General features: G+C 45.1%; 21 protein-coding genes. 3 read left to right on the forward strand and 18 right to left on the reverse strand.

The genetic code is table 11. The features are described from left to right. Positions 1-63: 63 nt before the first annotated feature. From AB6E52_RS00515 to AB6E52_RS00565, 11 genes are all read right to left on the reverse strand, one after another. On the reverse strand, positions 64-1,284 hold the full coding sequence (locus AB6E52_RS00515; RefSeq protein WP_017063284.1) for a phosphopentomutase: 1,221 nt from the start codon (positions 1,282-1,284) through the stop codon (positions 64-66). A gap of 76 nt (positions 1,285-1,360) precedes the next feature. Beyond that, positions 1,361-2,689, reverse strand: a complete 1,329-nt coding sequence (gene deoA / locus AB6E52_RS00520) for a thymidine phosphorylase (RefSeq protein WP_017063283.1) — start codon at positions 2,687-2,689, stop codon at positions 1,361-1,363. 223 nt (positions 2,690-2,912) lie between these two features. Further along, on the reverse strand, positions 2,913-3,689 hold the full coding sequence (gene deoC, locus AB6E52_RS00525) for a deoxyribose-phosphate aldolase (protein ID WP_102319909.1): 777 nt from the start codon (positions 3,687-3,689) through the stop codon (positions 2,913-2,915). 520 nt (positions 3,690-4,209) lie between these two features. After that, on the reverse strand, positions 4,210-5,472 hold the full coding sequence (locus tag AB6E52_RS00530) for a NupC/NupG family nucleoside CNT transporter (protein WP_017058833.1): 1,263 nt from the start codon (positions 5,470-5,472) through the stop codon (positions 4,210-4,212). Between the two features lie 204 nt (positions 5,473-5,676). Continuing rightward, a complete protein-coding gene (locus tag AB6E52_RS00535) occupies positions 5,677-6,489 on the reverse strand; it encodes a TatD family hydrolase (RefSeq protein ID WP_102319908.1) in 813 nt (270 codons plus the stop codon). Next, on the reverse strand, positions 6,470-6,625 hold the full coding sequence (locus tag AB6E52_RS00540) for a DUF5363 family protein (RefSeq protein ID WP_157936683.1): 156 nt from the start codon (positions 6,623-6,625) through the stop codon (positions 6,470-6,472). Before AB6E52_RS00540 ends, AB6E52_RS00535 begins: the two co-directional genes overlap by 20 nt. Positions 6,626-6,723: 98 nt before the next feature. Next, complete coding sequence (gene prfC / locus AB6E52_RS00545) at positions 6,724-8,304, reverse strand: peptide chain release factor 3 (RefSeq protein ID WP_017059244.1); 1,581 nt, start codon at positions 8,302-8,304, stop codon at positions 6,724-6,726. Between the two features lie 150 nt (positions 8,305-8,454). Next, positions 8,455-8,910 (reverse strand): ribosomal protein S18-alanine N-acetyltransferase, encoded by a 456-nt coding sequence (gene rimI / locus AB6E52_RS00550; RefSeq protein ID WP_017063281.1) that lies wholly within the window; start codon positions 8,908-8,910, stop codon positions 8,455-8,457. Continuing rightward, positions 8,903-9,301 carry a DNA polymerase III subunit psi gene (locus AB6E52_RS00555; protein WP_017063280.1) on the reverse strand — a complete coding sequence of 133 codons (399 nt, stop codon included), beginning with the start codon at positions 9,299-9,301 and terminating at the stop codon, positions 8,903-8,905. The genes rimI and AB6E52_RS00555 overlap by 8 nt, the downstream gene beginning before the upstream one ends. A gap of 198 nt (positions 9,302-9,499) precedes the next feature. Beyond that, on the reverse strand, positions 9,500-10,003 hold the full coding sequence (locus tag AB6E52_RS00560; protein WP_017059241.1) for a GNAT family N-acetyltransferase: 504 nt from the start codon (positions 10,001-10,003) through the stop codon (positions 9,500-9,502). Next, positions 9,987-10,514 (reverse strand): SCP2 domain-containing protein, encoded by a 528-nt coding sequence (locus tag AB6E52_RS00565; RefSeq protein WP_029235120.1) that lies wholly within the window; start codon positions 10,512-10,514, stop codon positions 9,987-9,989. Before AB6E52_RS00565 ends, AB6E52_RS00560 begins: the two co-directional genes overlap by 17 nt. A 258-nt stretch (positions 10,515-10,772) precedes the next feature. Between AB6E52_RS00565 and AB6E52_RS00570 the strand changes: the two genes are divergently transcribed. From AB6E52_RS00570 to AB6E52_RS00585, 3 genes are all read left to right on the forward strand, one after another. Beyond that, positions 10,773-12,812 (forward strand): bifunctional diguanylate cyclase/phosphodiesterase, encoded by a 2,040-nt coding sequence (locus AB6E52_RS00570; protein WP_017059239.1) that lies wholly within the window; start codon positions 10,773-10,775, stop codon positions 12,810-12,812. Between the two features lie 168 nt (positions 12,813-12,980). Further along, positions 12,981-13,994 carry a peptidase U32 family protein gene (locus AB6E52_RS00580; protein ID WP_017068227.1) on the forward strand — a complete coding sequence of 338 codons (1,014 nt, stop codon included), beginning with the start codon at positions 12,981-12,983 and terminating at the stop codon, positions 13,992-13,994. Positions 13,995-14,012: 18 nt separating this feature from the next. Then, positions 14,013-14,891: a U32 family peptidase gene (locus tag AB6E52_RS00585; protein ID WP_017059237.1), complete on the forward strand. Its 879-nt coding sequence runs from the start codon at positions 14,013-14,015 to the stop codon at positions 14,889-14,891. A gap of 85 nt (positions 14,892-14,976) precedes the next feature. On the opposite strand, the gene AB6E52_RS00590 is transcribed toward AB6E52_RS00585, so the two are convergent. The 7 genes from AB6E52_RS00590 to rbfA form a co-directional block, all read right to left on the reverse strand. Then, positions 14,977-16,314: an MATE family efflux transporter gene (locus AB6E52_RS00590; protein ID WP_017065966.1), complete on the reverse strand. Its 1,338-nt coding sequence runs from the start codon at positions 16,312-16,314 to the stop codon at positions 14,977-14,979. Positions 16,315-16,403: 89 nt separating this feature from the next. Continuing rightward, on the reverse strand, positions 16,404-16,811 hold the full coding sequence (locus AB6E52_RS00595; RefSeq protein WP_017056675.1) for a MarR family winged helix-turn-helix transcriptional regulator: 408 nt from the start codon (positions 16,809-16,811) through the stop codon (positions 16,404-16,406). Positions 16,812-16,964: 153 nt separating this feature from the next. Further along, positions 16,965-17,888 carry a lipoprotein NlpI gene (nlpI, locus tag AB6E52_RS00600; RefSeq protein ID WP_017059235.1) on the reverse strand — a complete coding sequence of 308 codons (924 nt, stop codon included), beginning with the start codon at positions 17,886-17,888 and terminating at the stop codon, positions 16,965-16,967. Between the two features lie 124 nt (positions 17,889-18,012). Continuing rightward, on the reverse strand, positions 18,013-20,133 hold the full coding sequence (pnp, locus tag AB6E52_RS00605; RefSeq protein ID WP_017059234.1) for a polyribonucleotide nucleotidyltransferase: 2,121 nt from the start codon (positions 20,131-20,133) through the stop codon (positions 18,013-18,015). 378 nt (positions 20,134-20,511) lie between these two features. After that, entirely contained in the window at positions 20,512-20,781 is a 270-nt protein-coding gene (gene rpsO, locus AB6E52_RS00610; RefSeq protein ID WP_010436144.1) for a 30S ribosomal protein S15, read from the reverse strand. A 213-nt stretch (positions 20,782-20,994) separates the two neighbouring features. Next, positions 20,995-21,948, reverse strand: coding sequence for a tRNA pseudouridine(55) synthase TruB (gene truB, locus AB6E52_RS00615; RefSeq protein ID WP_017059233.1), 954 nt, complete (start codon positions 21,946-21,948; stop codon positions 20,995-20,997). Beyond that, positions 21,948-22,361: a 30S ribosome-binding factor RbfA gene (rbfA, locus tag AB6E52_RS00620; protein WP_017059232.1), complete on the reverse strand. Its 414-nt coding sequence runs from the start codon at positions 22,359-22,361 to the stop codon at positions 21,948-21,950. Before rbfA ends, truB begins: the two co-directional genes overlap by 1 nt. Position 22,362 lies beyond the last annotated feature (1 nt).

Below are 22,362 nucleotides of genomic sequence, written 5' to 3' on the forward strand. Positions count from 1 at the left end.
AAAATATCCTTAATCTCAAAACAAAAAAAGAAGAGAGAGGTTTCCCTCTCTCTTCGTTAACTATTATAGAAAGCTTGTACCGTGTCCCATTGGCGATGTGCCAAAGTATGACGCTAAGCTTTGACCGATATCAGCGAAAGTATCGCGACGGCCTAAAGAACCTGCTGGAACCTTTTGACCGTAAACAATTACAGGGATGTGTTCACGAGTATGGTCAGTACCTGGCCATGTCGGATCACAGCCGTGGTCAGCCGTTAGGATAAGCACATCATCTTCTTTCATCATATCGATGATTTCATTGATGCGACCATCGAAGTACTCAAGTGCCGCTGCATAACCAGCAACATCACGGCGGTGGCCGTAAGCTGAGTCGAAATCAACGAAGTTAGTGAACACGATAGTGTTGTCGCCTGCTTCATTGATCGCTTCTTTGGTTGCTTCAAATAGCGCAGGAATACCTGTTGCTTTGGTTTTCTGAGTGATGCCACAACCCGCGTAGATATCAGAGATCTTGCCGATTGAGTGAACGTTACCGCCCTTCTCATCAACCAACTTCTGAAGAATGGTGGCTGCAGGTGGCTCAACAGAAAGATCACGACGGTTACCAGTACGTTCGAATTGACCTTTACCTGGGCCAATGAACGGACGAGCGATAACACGACCAATGTTGTAATCTTCTAGCTCTTCACGAGCAATCTGACAAAGATCTAATAGGTTTTGCAGGCCGAATGTCTCTTCGTGACAAGCGATCTGGAAAACAGAGTCTGCAGAAGTATAGAAGATTGGCAGACCAGTCTTCATGTGCTCTTCACCTAGGTTATCTAGGATTTCCGTACCAGATGAGTGGCAGTTACCCAAGAAACCAGACAGGCCTGCACGCTCAAGGATGCGGTCAGTCAGTTCTTTTGGGAAGCTGTTCTCTTTGTCGGTGAAGTAGCCCCAGTCAAACAGTACAGGAACACCTGCGATTTCCCAGTGACCTGATGGCGTGTCTTTACCAGAAGACAGCTCAGCAGCGTGACCGTAAGCGCCAATGATCTCAGCGTCTGCATCCATACCAGGAGCAAAACGACCCGTAGACTCTTTGTGAGCCATCGCTAGACCTAGCTTAGACAGGTTTGGCAGTGCCAGTGAACCTTTACGATCTGCATTGTCTGCAAGACCTTGGTCACAATGATCTGCGATGTGGCCCATAGTGTCAGAACCTACATCACCAAATTTGTCTGCATCCGCTGTTTCACCGATACCGAATGAATCTAAAACTAAAATAAATGCTCTTTTCATTTTCTTCACCAACTTATTGCTCTTTGCACCAGAACTCTGTTTATCGGTATACGCGAGGTATACCGATACCTGTTATTTACACGTCTTCAGAACGAATCTGACGGTAAACGTCTGGCGTTGCTGTATATTCTCCGCCCACAGTGATTGCATTTTGTAATGCTGTTGCAGCTTCTTGCCACTGTTGTTCGTTACGAGCATGAATCATTGCTAATGGCTTATCTTCACTTGCTACTTCACCTAGGCGAATGAAGTGATCAAAACCGACTGCGTAATCAATGCTGTCAGTTGCTACACGACGACCGCCGCCCATACCAACCACAGCCATACCAATTGCACGAGTATCCATTGCTGATACCACACCGCTTTCTAACGCGTACACTGGCTTAATAATGTCTGCTTTTTCTAGGTAGTTATCGTAGTTCATTACGAAATCAACTGGACCACCAAGGCCCGCTACCATTTTACCGAAGCACTCTGCTGCCTTACCGTTATCCAGTACTGCCATCAGTTTTTCGCGCGCTTCGTCTGAGTCTTTAGCTAGGTTACCGAGCACCAGCATTTCAGCACACGATGCTAGAGTGATCTCTAACAAGCGAGGGTTACGGTATTCACCCGTTAGGAACTGAACCGCTTCACGAACTTCTACTGCGTTACCCGCTGAAGAAGCCAGCACTTGGTTCATGTCCGTTAGGATTGCTGTTGTTTTAGTACCCGCACCGTTTGCTACTGCAACGATAGATTTCGCTAGCTCTTCAGATGCTTCGTAAGTCGGCATGAATGCGCCTGAACCTACTTTTACATCCATCACTAGAGAATCAAGGCCCGCAGCCAGTTTCTTAGATAGGATTGAAGCCGTGATCAGCGAGATGTTATCGACTGTTGCTGTGATATCACGAGTTGCGTAAACACGCTTGTCAGCAGGCGCTAGATCGCCTGTTTGACCGATGATAGCCACGCCAGCATCTTTCGTTACTTCACCGAACACATCGTTGGTTGGTGTAATGTTGTAACCCGGAATAGATTCCAGCTTGTCTAGCGTACCGCCAGTGTGGCCTAAACCACGACCAGAGATCATTGGAACGAAACCGCCACATGCTGCCACCATTGGGCCAAGCATCAGAGAAGTAACGTCGCCAACACCACCAGTAGAGTGTTTATCAACGATTGGGCCATCAAAGTTCATGTGGCTCCAGTCAATCACCATGCCTGAATCACGCATTGCACACGTTAGTGCGATACGTTCTGGCATCGTCATTTCATTAAAAAAGATAGCCATTGCGAATGCGGCAATTTGGCCTTCAGAAACCGTGTTCTTAGCCACACCTTGAATGAAGAAGTTAATTTCTTCAGCTGTTAGGACTTCACCGTCACGTTTTCTGCGAATAATTTCTTGAGGTAGATACATTAGTGCCTCCCAAACTCTAGTGAGTATGGTTTGTAGGGAAAAGAGGTAATATGGAGTGGCTTGACGCCACTCCATCAAACAGACTTATTATGTTCAATACTCTAAATATTTGGCGTTGCAGTTAGGCGACCAGTGAGTTCATTCCTATGAGCATAGAGGCTCTATGTGATTAGGAGGAACTTACGCAGTCAACAACGCTGCGGTGTCAAATATGACGAGTAAATTAGTATGCTGCTGGATCAGCAGTCTGGTCTGTCACTTCTAATGTATTAAGAAGGTTAGTTAGTAGGCTTGAAGCACCAAAACGGTAGTGCATGTTGTCTGCCCACTCAACGCCTAGTAGCTCATCAGCCATTGCTAGGTATAGTGCTGCATCTTCAGCAGTACGTACGCCACCAGCTGGTTTGAAACCAACTGTTTTAGCAACGCCCATGTCACGGATAACTTCAAGCATCATGCGCGCGTACTCTGGAGTCGCGTTTACTGGCACTTTACCTGTTGAAGTTTTGATGAAGTCTGCACCTGCTTCGATACAGATTTGAGAAGCTTTCTTGATTAGTGCTTCTTCTTTCAGTTCACCTGTTTCGATGATCACTTTAAGCGTGATGTCACCACAAGCTGCTTTACACTGTTTAACTAGCTCAAAGCCAACTTCTTCGTTGCCAGCAATAAGAGCACGGTATGGGAATACTACGTCAACTTCGTCTGCGCCGTACGCTACCGCTGCTTTTGTTTCTGCAACAGCAATTTCGATGTCGTCATTACCATGAGGGAAGTTAGTTACAGTCGCAATGCGTACTTCTGGAGTACCTTGCTCACGCAACGCTTTCTTAGCTGCTGGGATAAAGCGAGGGTAAATACAGATTGCAGCGGTGTTGCCTACTGCAGTCTTCGCGTCATGACAAAGCGCCACTACTTTTTCAGTAGTATCGTCGTCATTTAGCGTAGTTAGGTCCATAAGTTTAAGTGCACGTAGAGCTGCTGCTTTTAAATCGCTCATTTCTATCTCCGATCAATATATTCAAATAGTTAACTACTTCGCCCTCCATCCAGTATAGATGGATATTTTAGTAATGCTCAGTAGCCACAAATGAACGGACTTGGTTCCCTGAAGACTTGATAACTTTCGCTACCAATTGCAATCCTTGTCACCGCACAGTACCAGTTTGGTCTATGGCACAACAAATCAGTCATGTTGTGTCTAACATCTATAGCGTATCGCTAATTTTGGCTTAATCCCAGAAGAATAACGTTCGAGTTGATTTCGAGGTTACTTTCTTGCCAACAGAGACATCCTATCCCTTTAGCTTATACATTATAGGTATCCATCAATAAATTGTAGTGCTCCTTAGAACGCAAACGGTTTGTATCTCAAAAAAACATTCTAGACCCTACATCGAATCTAAGCATAAGCGCGTGCATATACTAAAAACGGCAGGCCTAAAAACAAAAAAGCCCCGCAGCAATTTCTTGCTACGGGGCGATATTATTATGGCGTCTATATATCGATTTCTAACTAATTAGAAAGACAGGAAGAAGCCAGCAATTGTTGCTGCCATCAGGTTAGATAGAGTACCAGCAATTACCGCTTTAACACCCATACGTGCGATGTCGTGGCGACGGCTTGGTGCAATACCACCTAGACCACCTAGAAGAATCGCAATTGAAGAAAGGTTTGCGAAACCACATAGTGCGAATGCGATGATAGCTTGAGTCTTCTCAGACATCACTTGACCAGTTGCTGCAACAACTTGAGCGTTTTCACCAACGTATGGTACGAAGTTTAGGTATGCAACGAATTCGTTAACAACTGTCTTCTGACCAATGAAAGAACCAGCGATAGTTGCTTCTTCCCATGGAACACCAATGATGAATGCTAGCGGTGCGAAGATCCAACCTAGAAGAAGTTCTAGAGTTAGGTTTTCCATACCGAACCAACCACCGATGCCACCTAGGATACCGTTGATTAGAGCAATTAGACCGATGAATGCTAGTAGCATTGCACCAACGTTAAGTGCTAGTTGTAGACCAACTGATGCGCCACCTGCTGCTGCGTCGATAACGTTAGCTGGTTTGTCATCGCCACCGTCCATTTCGTCAGCGATGTTGTCGTCTGGCGTATCTGTTTCAGGCTTGATGATTTTAGCGAATAGTAGACCACCTGGTGCTGCCATGAATGATGCTGCTACAAGGTACTCTAGAGGTACACCCATAGATGCGTAACCCGCTAGTACACCACCAGCTACAGAAGCCAAACCACCACACATTACTGCGAATAGTTCAGAGTTAGTCATTTTAGGAACAAATGGACGAACAACTAGAGGTGCTTCAGTTTGACCAACGAAGATGTTTGCTGCTGCAGACATAGACTCGGCGCGAGAAGTACCTAGAGCTTTCTGAAGACCACCACCAAGAACTTTGATTACAATTTGCATAACACCAATGTAGTAAAGTACAGAGATAAGTGCAGAGAAGAAAATCAGAGTTGGTAGTACTTGGAAAGCAAAGATGAAACCGATACCGTCAACTGAGAAGTTAACTAGGCTGCCGAATAGGAAACCAGTACCGTCTTTACCGTAGTCGATCACGTTTGCTACACCAGCAGAGAAACCTGCAAGTAGATCACGACCCCAAGGGATGTAAAGTACGAATGCACCAAGTGCGAATTGGATAGCGAAAGCGCCACCCACTGTTCTTAGATTAATAGCTTTGCGGTTGTCAGATAGTAGTACTGCGATTGCGATCAGTGCAACCATTCCGACTAGGCTCATAAACAGGCTCATAGTTTATGACTTCCTTATTAGTTATTTATTGGCGTGTTACAAAATGGGGCTATAAAGCGGAGGCAATTATACTCATGCGACCACTAATAAAGTAATGCCGTCCTCACACTTTCGTAGAAGATTCATGTACCATTCACACGCAAATGTGACCCAAATCACAAGCTCAGTGCAATTTACGCAAACGATAAACAAAAACCTTCGATTTTATTCACATATACCGAATGCGCGATGGCTATTTTGCCAAATTTGCGCTGCAATCGATTGCTTTGGCTCTTTTCTAAGCAAAAAAAGTTCATTTAAGATCGTAACTAAATATTTGGAATGATTAACATTTCCTTGGTTTCCATACATGGGCATGTCCGGAGCATCCGTTTCCAATACCAGACATTCAAGGGGCAATTTTGCGATGGTTGTGCGTGTTTTTTGCGCTCTTGGGTAAGTTATCGTTCCACCGACGCCAATATAGAAACCGAGCTTGATCCACGCCAAAGCTTGCTGTTCACTCCCAGAAAAACCGTGAATCACACCACCTAAGGTGAACTTATGCTGCTTTATTAGCTCGATAAGTCGGTTGTAAGACTTCCTCTCATGGATGATTAAAGGCAGGTCAAACTCCTTCGCAAGCTCCATTTGTTGGATGAAAAAGCGCTCTTGTTTCTCTCGTTCAACGTCCACAAAAAAGTCGAGCCCGCACTCACCTATCGCGACACATTGGCTGTTTTTTGAAGCGAGTAATTGGCGAAGTTCCGAAAATTGTTCGTCATTGGCCGGTTCTAAAAAGTAAGGATGGAAGCCTAATGCATAGTAAATATTGGGGTGAGATTGAGCGATTTCATCGAGCTTCCTCCAGTTACGTTGGCCGATAGAAGGGATGATTAACTTCTCGACTTGCGCTTGTTTCGCTTCTTTAAGATAGCCATCAATAGTTTGATCAGGTGTAAAACCTTGCTCAAACGCCTCAAAATCCGCGTGGCAATGAGTATCAAACAGCGGAAAGTCACTTATTTGCTGTGTCATTTTCCCTACTCTCCATTTGTTTCCCTTGAGGATCACGACGATAAGCAACACAACTGCGCTTGTTTTCAGGCGTTAGCCCAAGCTCTTCACACCACTTATCGTATTTCCTAACCCAAGCTTTTATCCAACCGAACATATTTACCTCAAGCTTATTGTCTAAAATGGCACGCATTAAAAAACGCCTATTGCAGAACAATAGACGTTTTTGTTTAACTCGAATAGAGATCGAAGAAATTAGTGCTCGCGCGTCGCTCGGAACTGAACTTCAGGGAAGCGTTCAGAAGCTAGGTTCAAGTTCACCATAGTTGGTGCGATGTAAGACAGGTTGTCACCGCCATCTAGCGCTAGGTTAGATTGGTTCTTACGTTTGAATTCTTCTAGTTTCTTAGCGTCATCACATTCAACCCAACGAGCTGTTGCAACGTTAACACCTTCGTAGATAGCTTCTACGTTGTATTCCGCTTTCAAGCGCGCTACAACCACGTCGAACTGAAGGACACCAACCGCACCAACGATCAGGTCGTTGTTCTGCATAGGACGGAATACTTGTACTGCGCCCTCTTCTGAAAGCTGAACTAATCCTTTTAGAAGTTGCTTCTGCTTAAGTGGATCGCGTAGGCGAATACGACGGAATAGCTCAGGTGCGAAGTTAGGAATACCAGCGAACTTAAGGCTCTCACCTTGAGTAAAGGTATCGCCAATCTGGATTGTGCCATGGTTATGCAGACCAATAATGTCACCCGCGTATGCTTTTTCAGCACGTGCACGGTCACCCGCCATAAAGGTTACCGCATCAGAGATACTTACACTCTTGCCTGTACGAACATGGTTCATCTTCATACCTTGGTTGTAAGTACCCGAAACGATACGCATGAATGCGATACGGTCACGGTGTTTAGGGTCCATGTTTGCTTGGATCTTAAACACGAAACCAGAGAATTTCTCTTCTGTCGCTTCTACATCACGCTCATTCGCTTGGCGCGTTTGAGGTGCAGGAGCCCACTTCGTTAGACCATCAAGCATGTGGTCCACACCAAAGTTACCCAATGCAGTACCGAAGTAAACCGGCGTTAGCTCACCCGCTAGGAATAATTCATGGTCAAACTCAGGACAAGCACCGATAACAAGCTCTAGCTCTTCACGTACGCTTTCCGCAAGATCAGCACCTACTGCTTCATCTAGCTCAGGGTTATCTAGACCTTTGATGATACGAACTTCTTGGATCTCGTGGCCGTGGCCAGATTCATACAAGATCGTTTCATCACGGTGAATGTGGTAAACACCTTTAAACTCTTTACCGCAACCAATTGGCCATGAGATTGGAGCACAAGCCATACCTAGCTCGCTCTCTACTTCATCAAGCACTTCCATTGGGTCACGAACGTCACGGTCAAGTTTGTTCATAAACGTTACGATTGGCGTATCACGCAGACGTGTTACTTCCATTAGTTTACGAGTACGATCCTCGACACCTTTCGCAGCATCGATAACCATCAAACATGAATCAACCGCTGTTAGCGTACGGTACGTATCTTCCGAGAAATCTTCGTGTCCTGGAGTATCTAGTAGGTTTACTAGGCAATCATTGTATGGGAATTGCATTACCGACGTAGTTACCGAGATACCACGTTCTTTTTCCATCTCCATCCAGTCAGATTTAGCGTGCTGGTTAGAGCCACGGCCTTTTACGGTACCCGCTTTTTGAATCGCGTTTCCGAATAAAAGAACTTTTTCAGTAATCGTGGTTTTACCCGCATCCGGGTGAGAGATAATCGCAAACGTTCTACGTTTGCTCACTTCTTGTTGGAAAGACATAGTCGCCCTTTGCTGATCTAAAGCGTAAAAAGGGCAAGTAGATAATACTTGCCCTTGAATTCTGTGTGCGGATTATACAGAAAGCGTATCACTTTCTAAAGGGTCAGTTTACACCCTATTTTTTGGCTAATTTTGTGATTAGCTATCTAGTTAGCTAAAAGACATAAAAAGATAGCTCATAATGATGGCATCTTCGTTGCCTTGTTTAGTTGGATAGTAATTACGACGGCGATCAACTTCGTTGAAGCCTGCCTTTTCGTAAAGATTAAACGCGTTCACATTACTTTCGCGAACTTCTAGCCAAGCACTTTCCGCGTCAGCTTGCTCACACATATCAAGGAAATGTTCCGTTAACGCTTTTCCATACCCTTTGCCTTGCTGGCTTGGGTCTACCGCGATATTAAGCAATGTGACTTCGCCAACGATGTTTTGCGCGAAGAAATAGCCCACCACTTGTCCATCAACTTCAAGGACATGATGACAAGCGCCTCGGCTATCAAGATCTCGGATCATATTTTCAGACCAAGGGTGAGAATGCGCGGCCTGCTCTATCTTCCAAATGGCGTCTAGGTGTTGTTGTGAAGTCGGTAAAAATTGATTAGTCATAAGCACAAATTTGTTGCCATAAGTCGCGGCGGTGTTGGTTGTTACCGTTAATGTCAGACAGTAATGGCGATTGAAGTGTTTTAGCCTTCAGCTCTTGAGCCGACTCACAACCAGCAAACCATATCCACTCAACCGAACCTAAATCCACAGTAGACAAGTGTTGCGGTTGAAGGTGTAAAGCCTGAGATAAGTCGAGCTTGATACTTTTGAGTACTCGCTCAAACATCACGGCGAGATCTTCCTGAGGTTTTTCAGGCGAAACCAACAGTAACTTGCAATCGCTCGAGAGCGGAGTCAATTCAGATTCATAACCTGCTAAACGCTCTGGGTGACTTAGTTCCCATTGGCTAATGCCCATCTCATGTAGGTATTGCGCGTGTGTTTGTGACATATCTAGCGGTAGTAACCTTAAGTTTATTGGAGCCAAAGTTTATTGAAACCAGAAGTTTGTTAGAACTAGTTTTGTGAAAGCTGCCTCTATTGAAAGAGCGCTTATTAGAGCAGGGCTGATACTAACAAAAAATAAAGGAGCATCAAGCTCCTTTATTTAGACTAAATCAGTTTGTATCTTGTTGCGTGATAAATCAGCTTATAAGTCGTTGAACTCAGGACTGTAAGCAATCTCACCAGAATGCCCTGCAAGCGCACCTTCAACTAACTCGATAGCTTGGAAAGCTCCTTCAGGTACATCCCAAGTGCAGCTCAAACCAAATTCACTCGCAGCCTTGAAACCAAAGCGACCGTAATAGGCAGGATCACCAAGCACGACACAGGCTGGGTAACCAAAATCAACCAAAGTAGAGAAAGCATCTTCAACCAGTGATTTAGCAATGCCTTGGTTGCGGAACTCTTCTTTCACAGCAAGTGGTGCAAGCCCCTGCCAGTTGTGATCGTCACCTTTAAGGGTAATTGGGCTAAACATCAGGTGACCAACCACCTCGCCTTCATCAGAACAAGCCACCAGCGATAGCGTTAAATGGCTATTCTCACGCAAGCTCATAACCAAGTTAGCTTCTGCATCTGTTTCAAAAACAGATTTCAATAAACGATCAATGACAAGTATATCTGCCGGTGCTTCAGTTCGAATAAGCATTCATTACCTCACTTTGTGTATCTGGGGATTGTACTCCCTTCTGCACAAAATCAGCTAATTGATTTAACAAAGTTTTCATAGGAGTCGGCAATAAGTCCAAATCTACGCTATCCATCAAGTTTTTAACTTCTAAACCGAGCTCGGTATCGCCTTCAATAGACAGTCTACGTTGGAAGAAAAGCGTATCTGGGTCTTCTTTACGCCCCGCAATCAACACAAGATCGTTAAGATTGCCGCTAAAGCTTACATCTTCAACCACCTCTTTATCAGCTACAACCAGTTGCTCATTTTTGTAGCTAATACACCAACTTAACCCCATGTCTTTTATTGAGACTTTCAGCCATTTGTCTTCTAAAAACTCAAAGTCACCGTCCTCTAAAGCTTCCTTGAATACATTCTTAAGCGCCTCCAATAAGGCTCTTTTTTGTACTGTTTTAGGCAATAACTGGACTGGAGATCGCAAAATTGATGCGGCATTTTGAACTAGTTGAGTGCGAATCTTGTTTATCACGTGACTTATCCGTAACTTTGTCAATAATATGGAATGCATCATAGATGATGTTGAGATCTCAGTTACTGTTATGTATCAAATTAACTTCTGTTTGATACTCGACCTTTAATATCCTGAAAATCACAGTTATAGTAACTCAGGTAATGAGAATTACAGCGGATCGCTGCACTCACAGGTAAATATCGATAGCCACACAAAAAGTAATAAATATTTATCGATAGTGAATATTCAAGCTCTTGGAGAATTGGTAGTACTTTGATGCCTCCCCAACAACTACAACATTGGTTTACCCAGCTAACTGCAAATAGTCCGTTCTTTTTTGCAGTACTTGATGCTCAACATAACTATTTTATGGTGAATGAGCGTTACTGCGATATTGCTGGTTTGAGTCAAACAGAGCTTGCAGGCATGAATGATCGCCAAACATTGGGCGAACAGTTCTACCAACATCTCAAGCCTTACTATGAGCGTGCATTCAGTGGCGAAACGATTGAGGCCGAAGTCACCCTCAACGAAACAGACCTCGATACCAGCCTTCATTTCAGCCTATCTCCGCTTACCAATGGCAACAAAACCGACTACATCGTCTTTCACGCCTTCGACACATCAGAAAACCAAGTACTTGTCCGTTCTTTAGAAGAATCCGAAGCCAAATTCCACAAACTATCTCAACTACTCCCTGACGGATTACTGCTCGTTGAAAGTGACTATATCTTGTCATCCAACCCAGCGGCAGCGCGCCTGCTTGGCTTTAACTCAACCACAGAGTTAATTGGCGAACAGCTGGGACGCCTATTTATCGATGAACAAACCAAAACAGTCTTCAATAATAACCTCAGCTCTATTATTTCTGAGTCTGGTTTGGTTTGCTTAACGGGTGCGCGATGCGGCTTTGAACGTAAGGTCCAGCTCAACATCGACTCCACCACCGTTCTTGGAAGCAACACTCAGCTGGTGCTTATTCAAGACGCACAAGAAACCGCAAAACAATACACACCAGCAAACAGTGAAGATGCCTACATAGATGCACTGACCAAACTCTACAATCGAGTTGGGTTTACTAAGCGTCTTGAGCAGTTCATTCACAACGATACGCCGGTGGTGATGCTCTACTTAGACATTGATAACTTTAAAAATATCAATGACTCACTTGGTCATCACATCGGTGACAAGGTGATTAAAGAGGTCGCTTCGCGTCTTAAACGCTTACTGCCTCGTAAGGCCGTGATTGGACATTTAGGCGGGGATGAGTTTGGTATTATCCTTCCAGAACCTGAACATCAGCGAACACCTGAAATGCTCGCTGAAAAGATCATTTCCCTGATCAATCAACCCTTCGATCTTCACCACTTTAGCAAGCGCTTAGCCTGCTCTATTGGTAGTGTGAGCTTTCCTCAAGATGGTACTGATGCTCGTATCTTGCTGCAAAATGCAGACACAGCAATGTATGAAGCGAAAGATCGTGGTCGTAATCGTCTGATCAAGTTCAACGAACAGATGAATAAAGAAGCGCGTATGCGACTGTGGCTTGAGATAGAGCTCCAAAAAGCACTGCAACAAAATGGACTTGAGGTTTGGTATCAACCGAAAGTGAATGCCCGTGATTTCACCATCAACGGCGCTGAAGCTCTGGTACGTTGGAAGCATCCTGTCGAAGGTTATATCAGTCCGGCCGCGTTCATTCCTGTGGCGGAACGAGCAGGGCTTATTGAACAACTTGGCCGAGTGGTAATGCGTGAAGTATTTGCTACGGTTAAGCGCTGGAAGATGCAAGGTATCCTTCCAGGTCGAGTGGCTATCAACCTTTCACCAGAACAGTTTGGTAACCCGAAACTGATTGATTACATGGAAAAGCTACTGCGTTCGACCGAGCTTGATCCAAGTGCGATTACGTTCGAGCTAACGGAAAGTGCGGTGATGAGTGATAGTGAACACACACTCCAAATGCTTAACGCCATCAAGAAACTTGGCTTTGCTCTCTCCATTGATGATTTTGGTACAGGTTACTCTTCACTGTCTTACCTTGCTCGCTTCCCAATTGATGAGCTTAAGATAGACCGTGCTTTCATCTCTGATATCGATACCCTACCAAAGCAAATCACCGTAATTGAAAACATCATCAACCTAGGTAAATCTCTCGATTTGACCGTGGTTGCTGAAGGTGTCGAAACCAGTGAGCAAGCAACTCTGCTATCGAACCTCAACTGTAGTTCGATTCAAGGCTTCCACTTCTACCGTCCGCAACCAAAACAAGATGTCGAAGAGTTGTTTGCCCAAAACCGCCGTCATAAGAACTAATCAAGTACCTCATATTTAAACCAAGCCAACATGTAAAACGGTCACTCGTCAGTACCTCAAACGGAGTAAAAGCAGATTTATCCATCTAAACCTGCCTTACATCAATTCCGTCATTCACAATTCTTCATAAAATGCTCGCTTCAACTTAATTCTACTGGTAGTGAGCAAATGGAACTCTTATGCCCAGCGGGTAACTTACCTGCTTTGAAAACCGCTATTGATTGTGGTGCGGATGCTGTCTATATCGGATTCAAAGACGATACCAATGCCCGACACTTTGCAGGCCTAAACTTTGCGGGTAAAAAGCTCGATCGTGCTGTGCAGTATGTACATGACCACAACAAGAAAATTCATGTTGCCCTAAATACGTTTGCTCACCCAAATGGCTTCGACCGTTGGACTAATGCCGTAGACAACGCCGCTGCTCTGGGTGTTGATGCGCTGATCATCGCAGACATCGCGGTGCTTGAGTACGCAGCAAATAAGTATCCAGATCTCGAACTGCACCTATCAGTGCAAGCATCTGCGACCAATGCGGCGGCTATCGACTTCTACCATAAAAACTTCAACGTTAAGCGTGTCGTACTGCCGCGTGTGTTGTCGATTCATCAGGTCAAACAGCTTTCTCGTAACATCACTTCTGACGTTGACCTTGAAGTATTCGCTTTTGGTAGCTTGTGCATCATGGCAGAAGGCCGTTGCTACCTCTCTTCATACATGACAGGCGAATCACCAAATACCGTTGGTGCTTGTTCTCCCGCAAAATACGTTCGCTGGCAAGAAACAGAAACTGGCCTCGAGTCTCGCTTGAACGAAATCCTTATCGATAAGTATGAAGCAGGTGAGAACGCAGGTTACCCAACGCTGTGTAAAGGCCGCTTTGAAGCCGAGATCGATGGTGAACGTAAGCGCTATCACGCACTTGAAGAGCCCACCAGCCTCAACACGCTATCCATGTTGCCTGAGCTTTTCGCGGCAAACGTTGCCTCAGTGAAGATTGAAGGTCGCCAACGCAGCCCGGCTTATGTTGAACAAGTCACTCGCACTTGGCGCGCAGCTATCGATCGCTACTTAGCGAACCCAGAACAATACCAAGTGGAACAAGCTTGGAATGCGACACTGGCGAATGTATCTGAAGGTACACAAACCACGCTTGGCGCTTATCACCGTAAATGGCAATAGAGCCAAATGGAGAACTCAATGAAATACGCATTAGGCCCTCTACTTTATTTTTGGCCAAAACAAGACGTTGAAAGCTTCTATGAGCAAGCGAAATCAAGCTCTGCCGATATCATCTACCTAGGTGAAGCGGTGTGTTCAAAGCGTCGTGAGATGAAAGCGAAACACTGGATGGACATTGCTAAAGAGCTGTCGGCTTCAGGTAAGCAAGTCGTACTTTCCACCATGGCATTGCTAGAAGCACCAAGCGAAGTCAACATCATGAAGAAGTACATCGATAACGGTGACTTTGCGATCGAAGCCAATGATGTGTCTGCTATTCAACTGGCCAGCGAAAGCAAAGTACCTTTCGTGGTTGGCCCGGCAGTAAACACCTACAACGCACGCACCCTGAACCTATTCTTGAAACAAGGCATGACGCGTTGGTGTATGCCGGTTGAGCTTTCTCGCGAATGGCTAAGCAACGTAATGACCCAGTGCGAAGAGCTAAATATTCGTAACAAATTCGAAGTTGAAGTGTTTAGCCACGGCTACCTGCCGCTTGCTTACTCAGCACGCTGCTTTACCGCTCGCGCGGAAAACAAAGCTAAAGACGATTGCGAAACCTGCTGTATCAAGTACCCAACAGGGCTACAAGTAGAAAGCCAAGAAGGCCAATCAGTATTCAACCTTAATGGTATCCAGACGCAATCAGGCTACTGCTACAACCTAGTCAATGATTTGCCAAACATGCACGACCTGGTTGATGTGGTTCGTTTAAGCCCACTCGGTATCGATACCTTCTCTGAAATCAACAACTTCAGAGCGAACGAGCAAGGTCAAAAACCGATGAAGATTGAAAGCCGCCAATGTAATGGTTACTGGCATCAGCTTGCAGGTTTAGACGTTAAGAACATCTAGTTCCTCGCATTGGACTAACCAGCAACAGATACAAAAAAGGTCTAGCGTTCGCTAGACCTTTTTAATGCGACTTAAGAAACACGGCCTATGCCGTCGCTGTTTCCATCGGTGAGGCATCGAGCTTCTTTAAGTCTTTGTAGAGCATTACCATCACCACCACACTTAGTGCGATGTTAGACAGTGGGTACGCAATCCAGATCCCCGGCACACCATACAACTTAGGCATAATGTACAAGAACGGTAGTTGGATAAGCATATTACCTATAGTCACAAACATCGCCTTGCTGCCCTTGTTCACCGCTTGATAGTAAGCAGCTGCGACTACCAAGAAGCCATCCAGCGCCAGTGCAAACATGTGAAGGCGAATACCCAACACGGTGTACTCAACCAACTGAGGTTCGTCTGAGTTAAATACTGATACAAACTCACGTGGGAACGCATTGAGAAGCAGCACGAACGCCACACCAATCAATACTGAACTCATCATCGCTATCTTAAGTAACTTACGGATGTTCGCTTGGTTACGCGCACCATGGTTGTAGCTCACCAAAGGTTGCATGCCGTTGGCGATACCTTCAGCCGTGAGATAATAAACCGTCACGATATAGCCCAAAATCGCGTACGCACCAATCATCAACTGGTCGCCATATTGAGAGAACAACGCATTGTGAAGCGCCACCATCATCGAACCATAAGCGTACATAAAGAAGCTTGATGTACCAATGGCGAAGATTTGTGGAATCACATCCAGCTTCAATCTCAACTCATTCCAACGTAAACGTAGGTTTGCTCGACGCGAGAAGAAGTAAGCCAAGCCGAGAGCCGTTACTACAAACTGGGCAATCGCTGTTGCTAATGCTGCACCCATCAACTCCCAGCCATAGAGAGCGATAAACAGGTAATCGAGCACGATATTAATCACCGCACCAACGATCATCAGTATCGTCGCTAAGTTCGGACTGTCATCGTTACGCAGTAGAAACGGCATCGCGATCGAACCTAGCGTGAAGACACTAGCACCAATCAGAATGTGTAAGTACTGCAGACCAAGTTCATACACTCGCCCTTCAGCGCCCTGCCAAAGCAAGAAGTTATCAGCAAACAAGAACAGCAATGCAGAGACAATAGGCGTTATCGCTAACAACAAGGTTAAGCCCGTTGCTAAGATCTGCTTAGCGCCTTGAGTATCTTTTTCACCTTGGCGAATCGAGACAAGCGCACCTGTGCCCACACCCACCAACATACCAATACCAAGAATCGAACCAATCACAGGCCACGCAACATTGATACCTGCAAGTCCATCAGCCCCCACATAGCGGCCAATGAAGATGCCATCCACCACTTGGTACAGGCCATTAACCAACATGGCCGCCACGGTAGGGATTGTGTATCGCCAAAATTGACGACTAATTGAGTTACTCATTTCTTACTCTACTTTCATTTGTGAGTCGCATATCAACAAGATATGACTCGAAAAATTAGTTAACAAGGCTAACTAAATATCTAAATTATTTACTTTAAAGCTTTATTTAATAATAGGTTTAACTGCTGAGATTCTTGCTCAGACAAACGGCTTTCCAGTATCTGTGCCATGACCTGATAGATCTTACTTTCTTCTTCCAATCCGACTTCCGCTTTGCTGGTCAGTACGACCAACTTAGACCTCGCATCTTCGAGCGAAGCTTTACGCTCAACGAGACCTTTTCTCTCTAACCTTTGAACCATAGTAGTTGCTGAAGGCTTGGTTACTTGCATTTCAATCGCCAGATCTGTCAATCGGATCGGTTCAGGAGAGGCTTGAATGACCTTCAAATAGTCATATTCATTGAAGCTCAATTGGCAAATAGGATCTTCATTTACCTGAGTGCGCCATATCTTAGAGGCGAAGCGCTCAATCTTTTCTAAATTCTGGTTCAGCATACTCACCTAATCAAAGAATGGCATTTAGTTAGTAAGACTAACTATTTTAGTGTTGTTTAAATAAAAAGCAATCAAAACGAGATGAAGATCATAAAAAAGGAGCATAAAAAAACCGCTGACAGGCAGCGGCTTTTCGGAATCAAAATGTGTTGCTTACTTAGCGTTAGCTTCTTCTTCGGCCTCAGCTAACTTAACTTGTGCTAAGTGCTCAGCTTTAAGCGTGGTGAAGATACGGCTTAACTCTAAGAAAGAGTAACGGTGTTCTACGTATTCATACACGTTAAAAGAAACCGCTAACTTGTACAAAGAGATAGCATTCGCGTAATCACCATTCATATGGTAACGCTTAGCAAGGTAGAAGTACGTCTCTGTTAGACGCTGCGCAAGTAACGTGTTGTCACGAGTACCGGTTAAGATCGCCTTGAAAGCCTGCTCTTCAGTAATGTCATCAAGCATAATCGCGACTAATACCCAACCCCACTGCTCATCACGGCTCTCGTAACGTTTTTGCAAATCAAGCTTAGCCTGCTCTGGCGTCAGCTCATGCTGAATGATGTACAACCACAGAGCGCGAAACGGATCGCTAGGATCGTCGGCATAGTGCTTCATCATCTCTTCATTGGCTAAGTCGTAACGCTCGCCATAGTAAAGCGCGATAGAGCGGTTCCTTTCTGCGTAAGAGTTTGCAGGATCAAGCTCTAACGTAGAATCAAAAGATTCATAAGCCGCATCAAACTCCCCTACCTGCGTAAAGTAAACACCCAAAAGATTGAAGATATCAGGTTGAGCAGGGTTCAATGAAAGAGATTGGTTGAAGTCGAGACGCGCGAGATCACGCAGGCCAACACTGTCGTAGTAGTTACCACGTTCAAACAGCATCTTAGCTCGAACTTCATCGTTCAAATCTGGGCGCTGTAATAACTGACTAAGACGTGCAATTTGAACTTCTTGCTGAACGCTTGGTTGCAGTGGCACAGCCATCGGTGGATAAACCCAACTTGAGGTGTTATCTGATGTTGTCGCACAACCTGTTAGTACAAGCAGTAAACACATACTCGCGGTTTGAAACCATTTCACAAATAATTACTCCTGTTATGACCGCAATAAAAAAGGGGAGCGATATGCTCCCCTTTATAACATGCTTTGTTGACGATAGGTTAGAAATCACTAAAAAGCGATATCACCATCGACACACTGAGAATTACTCAGCAGCAGGTGCTTCGCCTTCAGCTGGCGTTTCAACTGCTTCTTTCATGCTTAGACGTACACGGCCTTGACGGTCAATTTCAAGAACCTTAACAGGAACTTCTTGACCTTCAGTTAGGTAGTCAGACACTTTCTCAACGCGCTTGTCAGCGATTTGAGAGATGTGTACTAGACCATCTTTACCTGGAAGGATAGTAACGAATGCACCGAAGTCAGCTAGACGAGCAACTTTACCTTGGTAAATGCGGCCAACTTCAACTTCAGCTGTGATCTCTTCGATACGACGGATAGCTTCTTTAGCAGCTGCGCCTTCAGTAGCAGCAATCTTGATTGTGCCATCGTCTTCGATTTCGATTGTAGTACCAGTTTCTTCACAAAGAGCACGGATAACTGCGCCGCCTTTACCGATAACATCTTTGATCTTATCAGAGCTGATTTTCATTGTGTGGATACGTGGAGCGAATTCAGAGATATCTTCACGAGCACCAGAGATAGCTTCATCCATTACAGAAAGGATGTGCTTACGTGCACCTTGCGCTTGGTTAAGTGCAATTTGCATGATCTCTTTAGTGATACCTTCGATCTTGATGTCCATTTGAAGTGCAGTGATACCAGCGTTAGTACCTGCTACTTTAAAGTCCATGTCACCTAGGTGATCTTCGTCGCCAAGGATGTCAGAAAGAACAACGAAATCGTCGCCTTCTTTAACAAGACCCATTGCGATACCCGCAACAGAAGCTTTGATTGGAACACCAGCATCCATAAGAGCTAGAGATGTACCACATACAGAAGCCATTGAAGAAGAACCGTTAGATTCTGTGATTTCCGATACAACACGAACTGTGTATGGGAATTCTTCAACAGAAGGCATTACTGCTTGGATACCACGTTTAGCAAGCTTACCGTGACCAATTTCACGACGCTTAGGAGAACCAACGAAACCAGTTTCACCTACACAGTATGGAGGGAAGTTGTAGTGTAGAAGGAAGTTGTCTTTCTTCTCACCCATCAGGCTGTCGATGATTTGAGCATCACGTTGTGTGCCAAGCGTTGCAGTAACAAGTGCTTGAGTTTCACCACGAGTGAATAGAGAAGAACCGTGTGTACGTGGAAGAACACCAGTACGTACGTCTAGCGCACGAACCATGTCTTTTTCACGGCCATCGATACGTGGGTTGCCAGCGATGATGCGGCTACGTACTACGTTTTTCTCTAGAGAACCAAGCATGCCGCGGATCTCGCGCTCATCTAGGTTTTCGTCTTGTGCAATTAGAGCTTCAACAACGTCGTTCTTGATTACGCCAACTTGCTCGTAACGAGCCATTTTCTCAGTGATCTGGTACGCGTCAGATAGACGAGTTTCAGCAAGTTCAGCAACTTGAGCTTTAAGCTCAGTGTTAACTGCTGGTGCTTCCCAGTTCCAAGATGGAGTTGCAACTTCAGCAGCAAACTCGTTGATTGCTTTGATTACAACTTGTTGTTGGTCGTGACCGTAAACAACAGCTGAAAGCATTTCTTCTTCAGATAGGTTATCTGCTTCAGATTCAACCATAAGTACTGCGCCTTCTGTACCAGACACAACTAGGTCTAGTTTAGAGTTTTCAAGCTCAGTATTTGATGGGTTAAGAACAAGTTCGCCGTCGATGTGACCAACACGTGCAGCACCGATAGGACCATTGAATGGAGCACCAGAGATAGCAAGCGCAGCAGATGTTGCGATCATAGTGATCATGTCTGGGTTTACGTCAGGGTTGATAGAAACAACCGTAGCGATAACTTGAACTTCGTTTTTAAACGCACTTGGGAAAAGTGGACGAATTGGACGGTCAATCAGACGAGCTGTTAGTGTTTCGCCTTCAGATGGACGACCTTCACGCTTGAAGAAACCACCAGGGATTTTACCCGCAGCGTATGTACGCTCTTGGTAGTTTACTGTTAGTGGGAAGAAGTCTTGACCTGCAACTGCTTCTTTCTTAGCAACAACAGAAACGAATACTGAAGTATCGTCCATAGTCGCCATTACAGCAGCAGTAGCTTGACGTGCAATTACGCCCGTTTCTAGAGTAACGGTGTGGTTACCGTACTGGAACGATTTTACAACTGGTTTTTCAAACATTGTATATCCTTAGCTCTAAAGTCAGACTTTAGATTAAGTGAATAATGACTCAAGACATTACCAATCGCGACTAGTGAAAAGGGACTTAGGATGGTGACTCTTTGTATGTGTTCATACGCCGAATTAAGACCAAATCCGCCTTTGAATAGTCGCGACCTATTGGCCGACATCTGTGACTGTAATCTCTTGAGAGGTTGATTGCCAAACGCTGAAAACGCTATAGGCGGGCGTAGTATAAACTATTTTTATTAGGAGATATATTTCCTATCAGAAAAAGCCAGATGATATTCTGAGCATCCAGCCTAGCATTTTCTTACAGGCACAAAAAAAGGAGCATAAATGCTCCTTTTCTTCAAACTGTCTTTGCAGACATCGCTATTAGCGACGTAGGCCTAGACGCTTGATTAGGTCTTGGTAACGAGCAAGGTTTTTGCCTTTCAAGTAATCAAGAAGCTTACGACGGCTAGAAACCATACGTAGTAGACCACGACGGCTGTGGTGATCGTGTTTGTGCGCTTTGAAGTGACCTTGTAGGTGGTTGATAGAAGCAGTAAGTAGTGCTACTTGTACTTCTGGTGAACCTGTGTCGCCTTCAGATTGTGCGTATTCTGCAACGATTGCTGCTTTAGTTTCTGCATTCAGAGACATAATTCTCTCCTGATAAGAGTAAGTTTATATTTGTAGCAGCCAATCTCTGATTCAGCCGCTACGCGAGCCGAGGATTATAGGGAAGTTTGTCAGTTGGCGCAATAACAATCGAACCCATTAAAAACGAAAAAAGCGAACCACCTAAATTAGGCGTTCGCTTTCTATCTTATTTGCTCGCTTTTCACGACTCAGCGCTAAGATCCGATGTAAGCGCTACGCTTGTGGCTCTTCATCTCTGAAAACAACCAAACGCTTCGGTGCAACTCGGCCATCTTCAGCAATCTGAGCTACGCCGACAAACAGCTTCTCTTCGCCACTTGTCATACGAACCGTGCCTTCAGTTGGCGCACCAGCAACCTGAACTGGCATACCGTGCTGAACTAGGTCAGTCAGTTCCGCGTTCAGGTTTACTTCTGGTAAGTCTTCAACGGCAGTGTCCATTGGCATCAGCAGTGGATCAAGCAGCTCTTTCGGTGCAATTTCTTGCGCCTGTGCTTGCTCTAGGATCTCGTTTAACTGCTCCAAAGTCACCATACGCTCGTATGGGTACTTTGCGACACCTGTACGACGAAGCATGGTCACGTGAGCACCACAACCTAGCATTTCACCAAGGTCGTCGGTAATTGTGCGGATGTATGTGCCTTTCGAACAATGCACTTCCATTTCAACTTCATCACCTTCAAAGCGAAGCAGTTCAATAGAGTACACAGTGATCTTACGAGACTCACGAGGAACCTCGATACCTGCACGTGCGTATTCGTACAAAGGCTTACCTTGATACTTCAATGCCGAAAACATTGATGGTATCTGATCGGTTTCACCCTTGAAGCTCGCAATGCAACGTTCAAGCTGTTCTTGAGTCACGTTAACATCACGTGTCTCTACCACTTCACCATCAGAGTCAGAGGTATTGGTACGCTCACCAAGCTTAGCGATAACAACGTAGCGCTTATCAGAATCTAGAAGAAACTGAGAGAACTTCGTTGCTTCACCAAGACAAATTGGCAGCATGCCAGTCGCAAGAGGATCCAGAGCACCGGTGTGCCCTGCCTTCTCTGCAAAGTAAATACGCTTTACTTTTTGCAGTGCATCATTAGACGAAATGCCAGTCGGCTTATCTAATAGAATTACCCCGTTGATAGGGCGACCTTTACGACGGCGAGCCATTACTCTTCGCCCTTAGACTGAGCTTCGTCAGTGCGGCCAGCTTCTTCTTGCTTACGCTTATCATCGTTCAGAACTTCACTTACTAGGTTAGACATACGCATGCCTTCTACTAGTGTGTTGTCGTAAGTAAAACGAACTTCAGGCGTTAGACGGTGGCGAATACGCTTACCAAGAGCCATACGAACTGGCACTTCATGCTCTTTAAGAGCTTTAAGGCATGATTCCGGTGTTTGCTCACCAACACATAGGAAAGTCACGAACACTTTTGCGTAAGCAAGGTCACGAGACACTTCTACGTCTGAGATAGTTACCATACCAATACGTGAGTCACGAACTTCACGTTGTAGGATAAGCGCAAGCTCTTTTTGAAGCTGCTGAGACACACGTTGTGTGCGGCTAAATTCTTTTGACATT

Source organism: Vibrio sp. 10N.247.311.13 (genome assembly GCF_041467595.1).
GTDB lineage: Bacteria > Pseudomonadota > Gammaproteobacteria > Enterobacterales > Vibrionaceae > Vibrio > Vibrio crassostreae_C.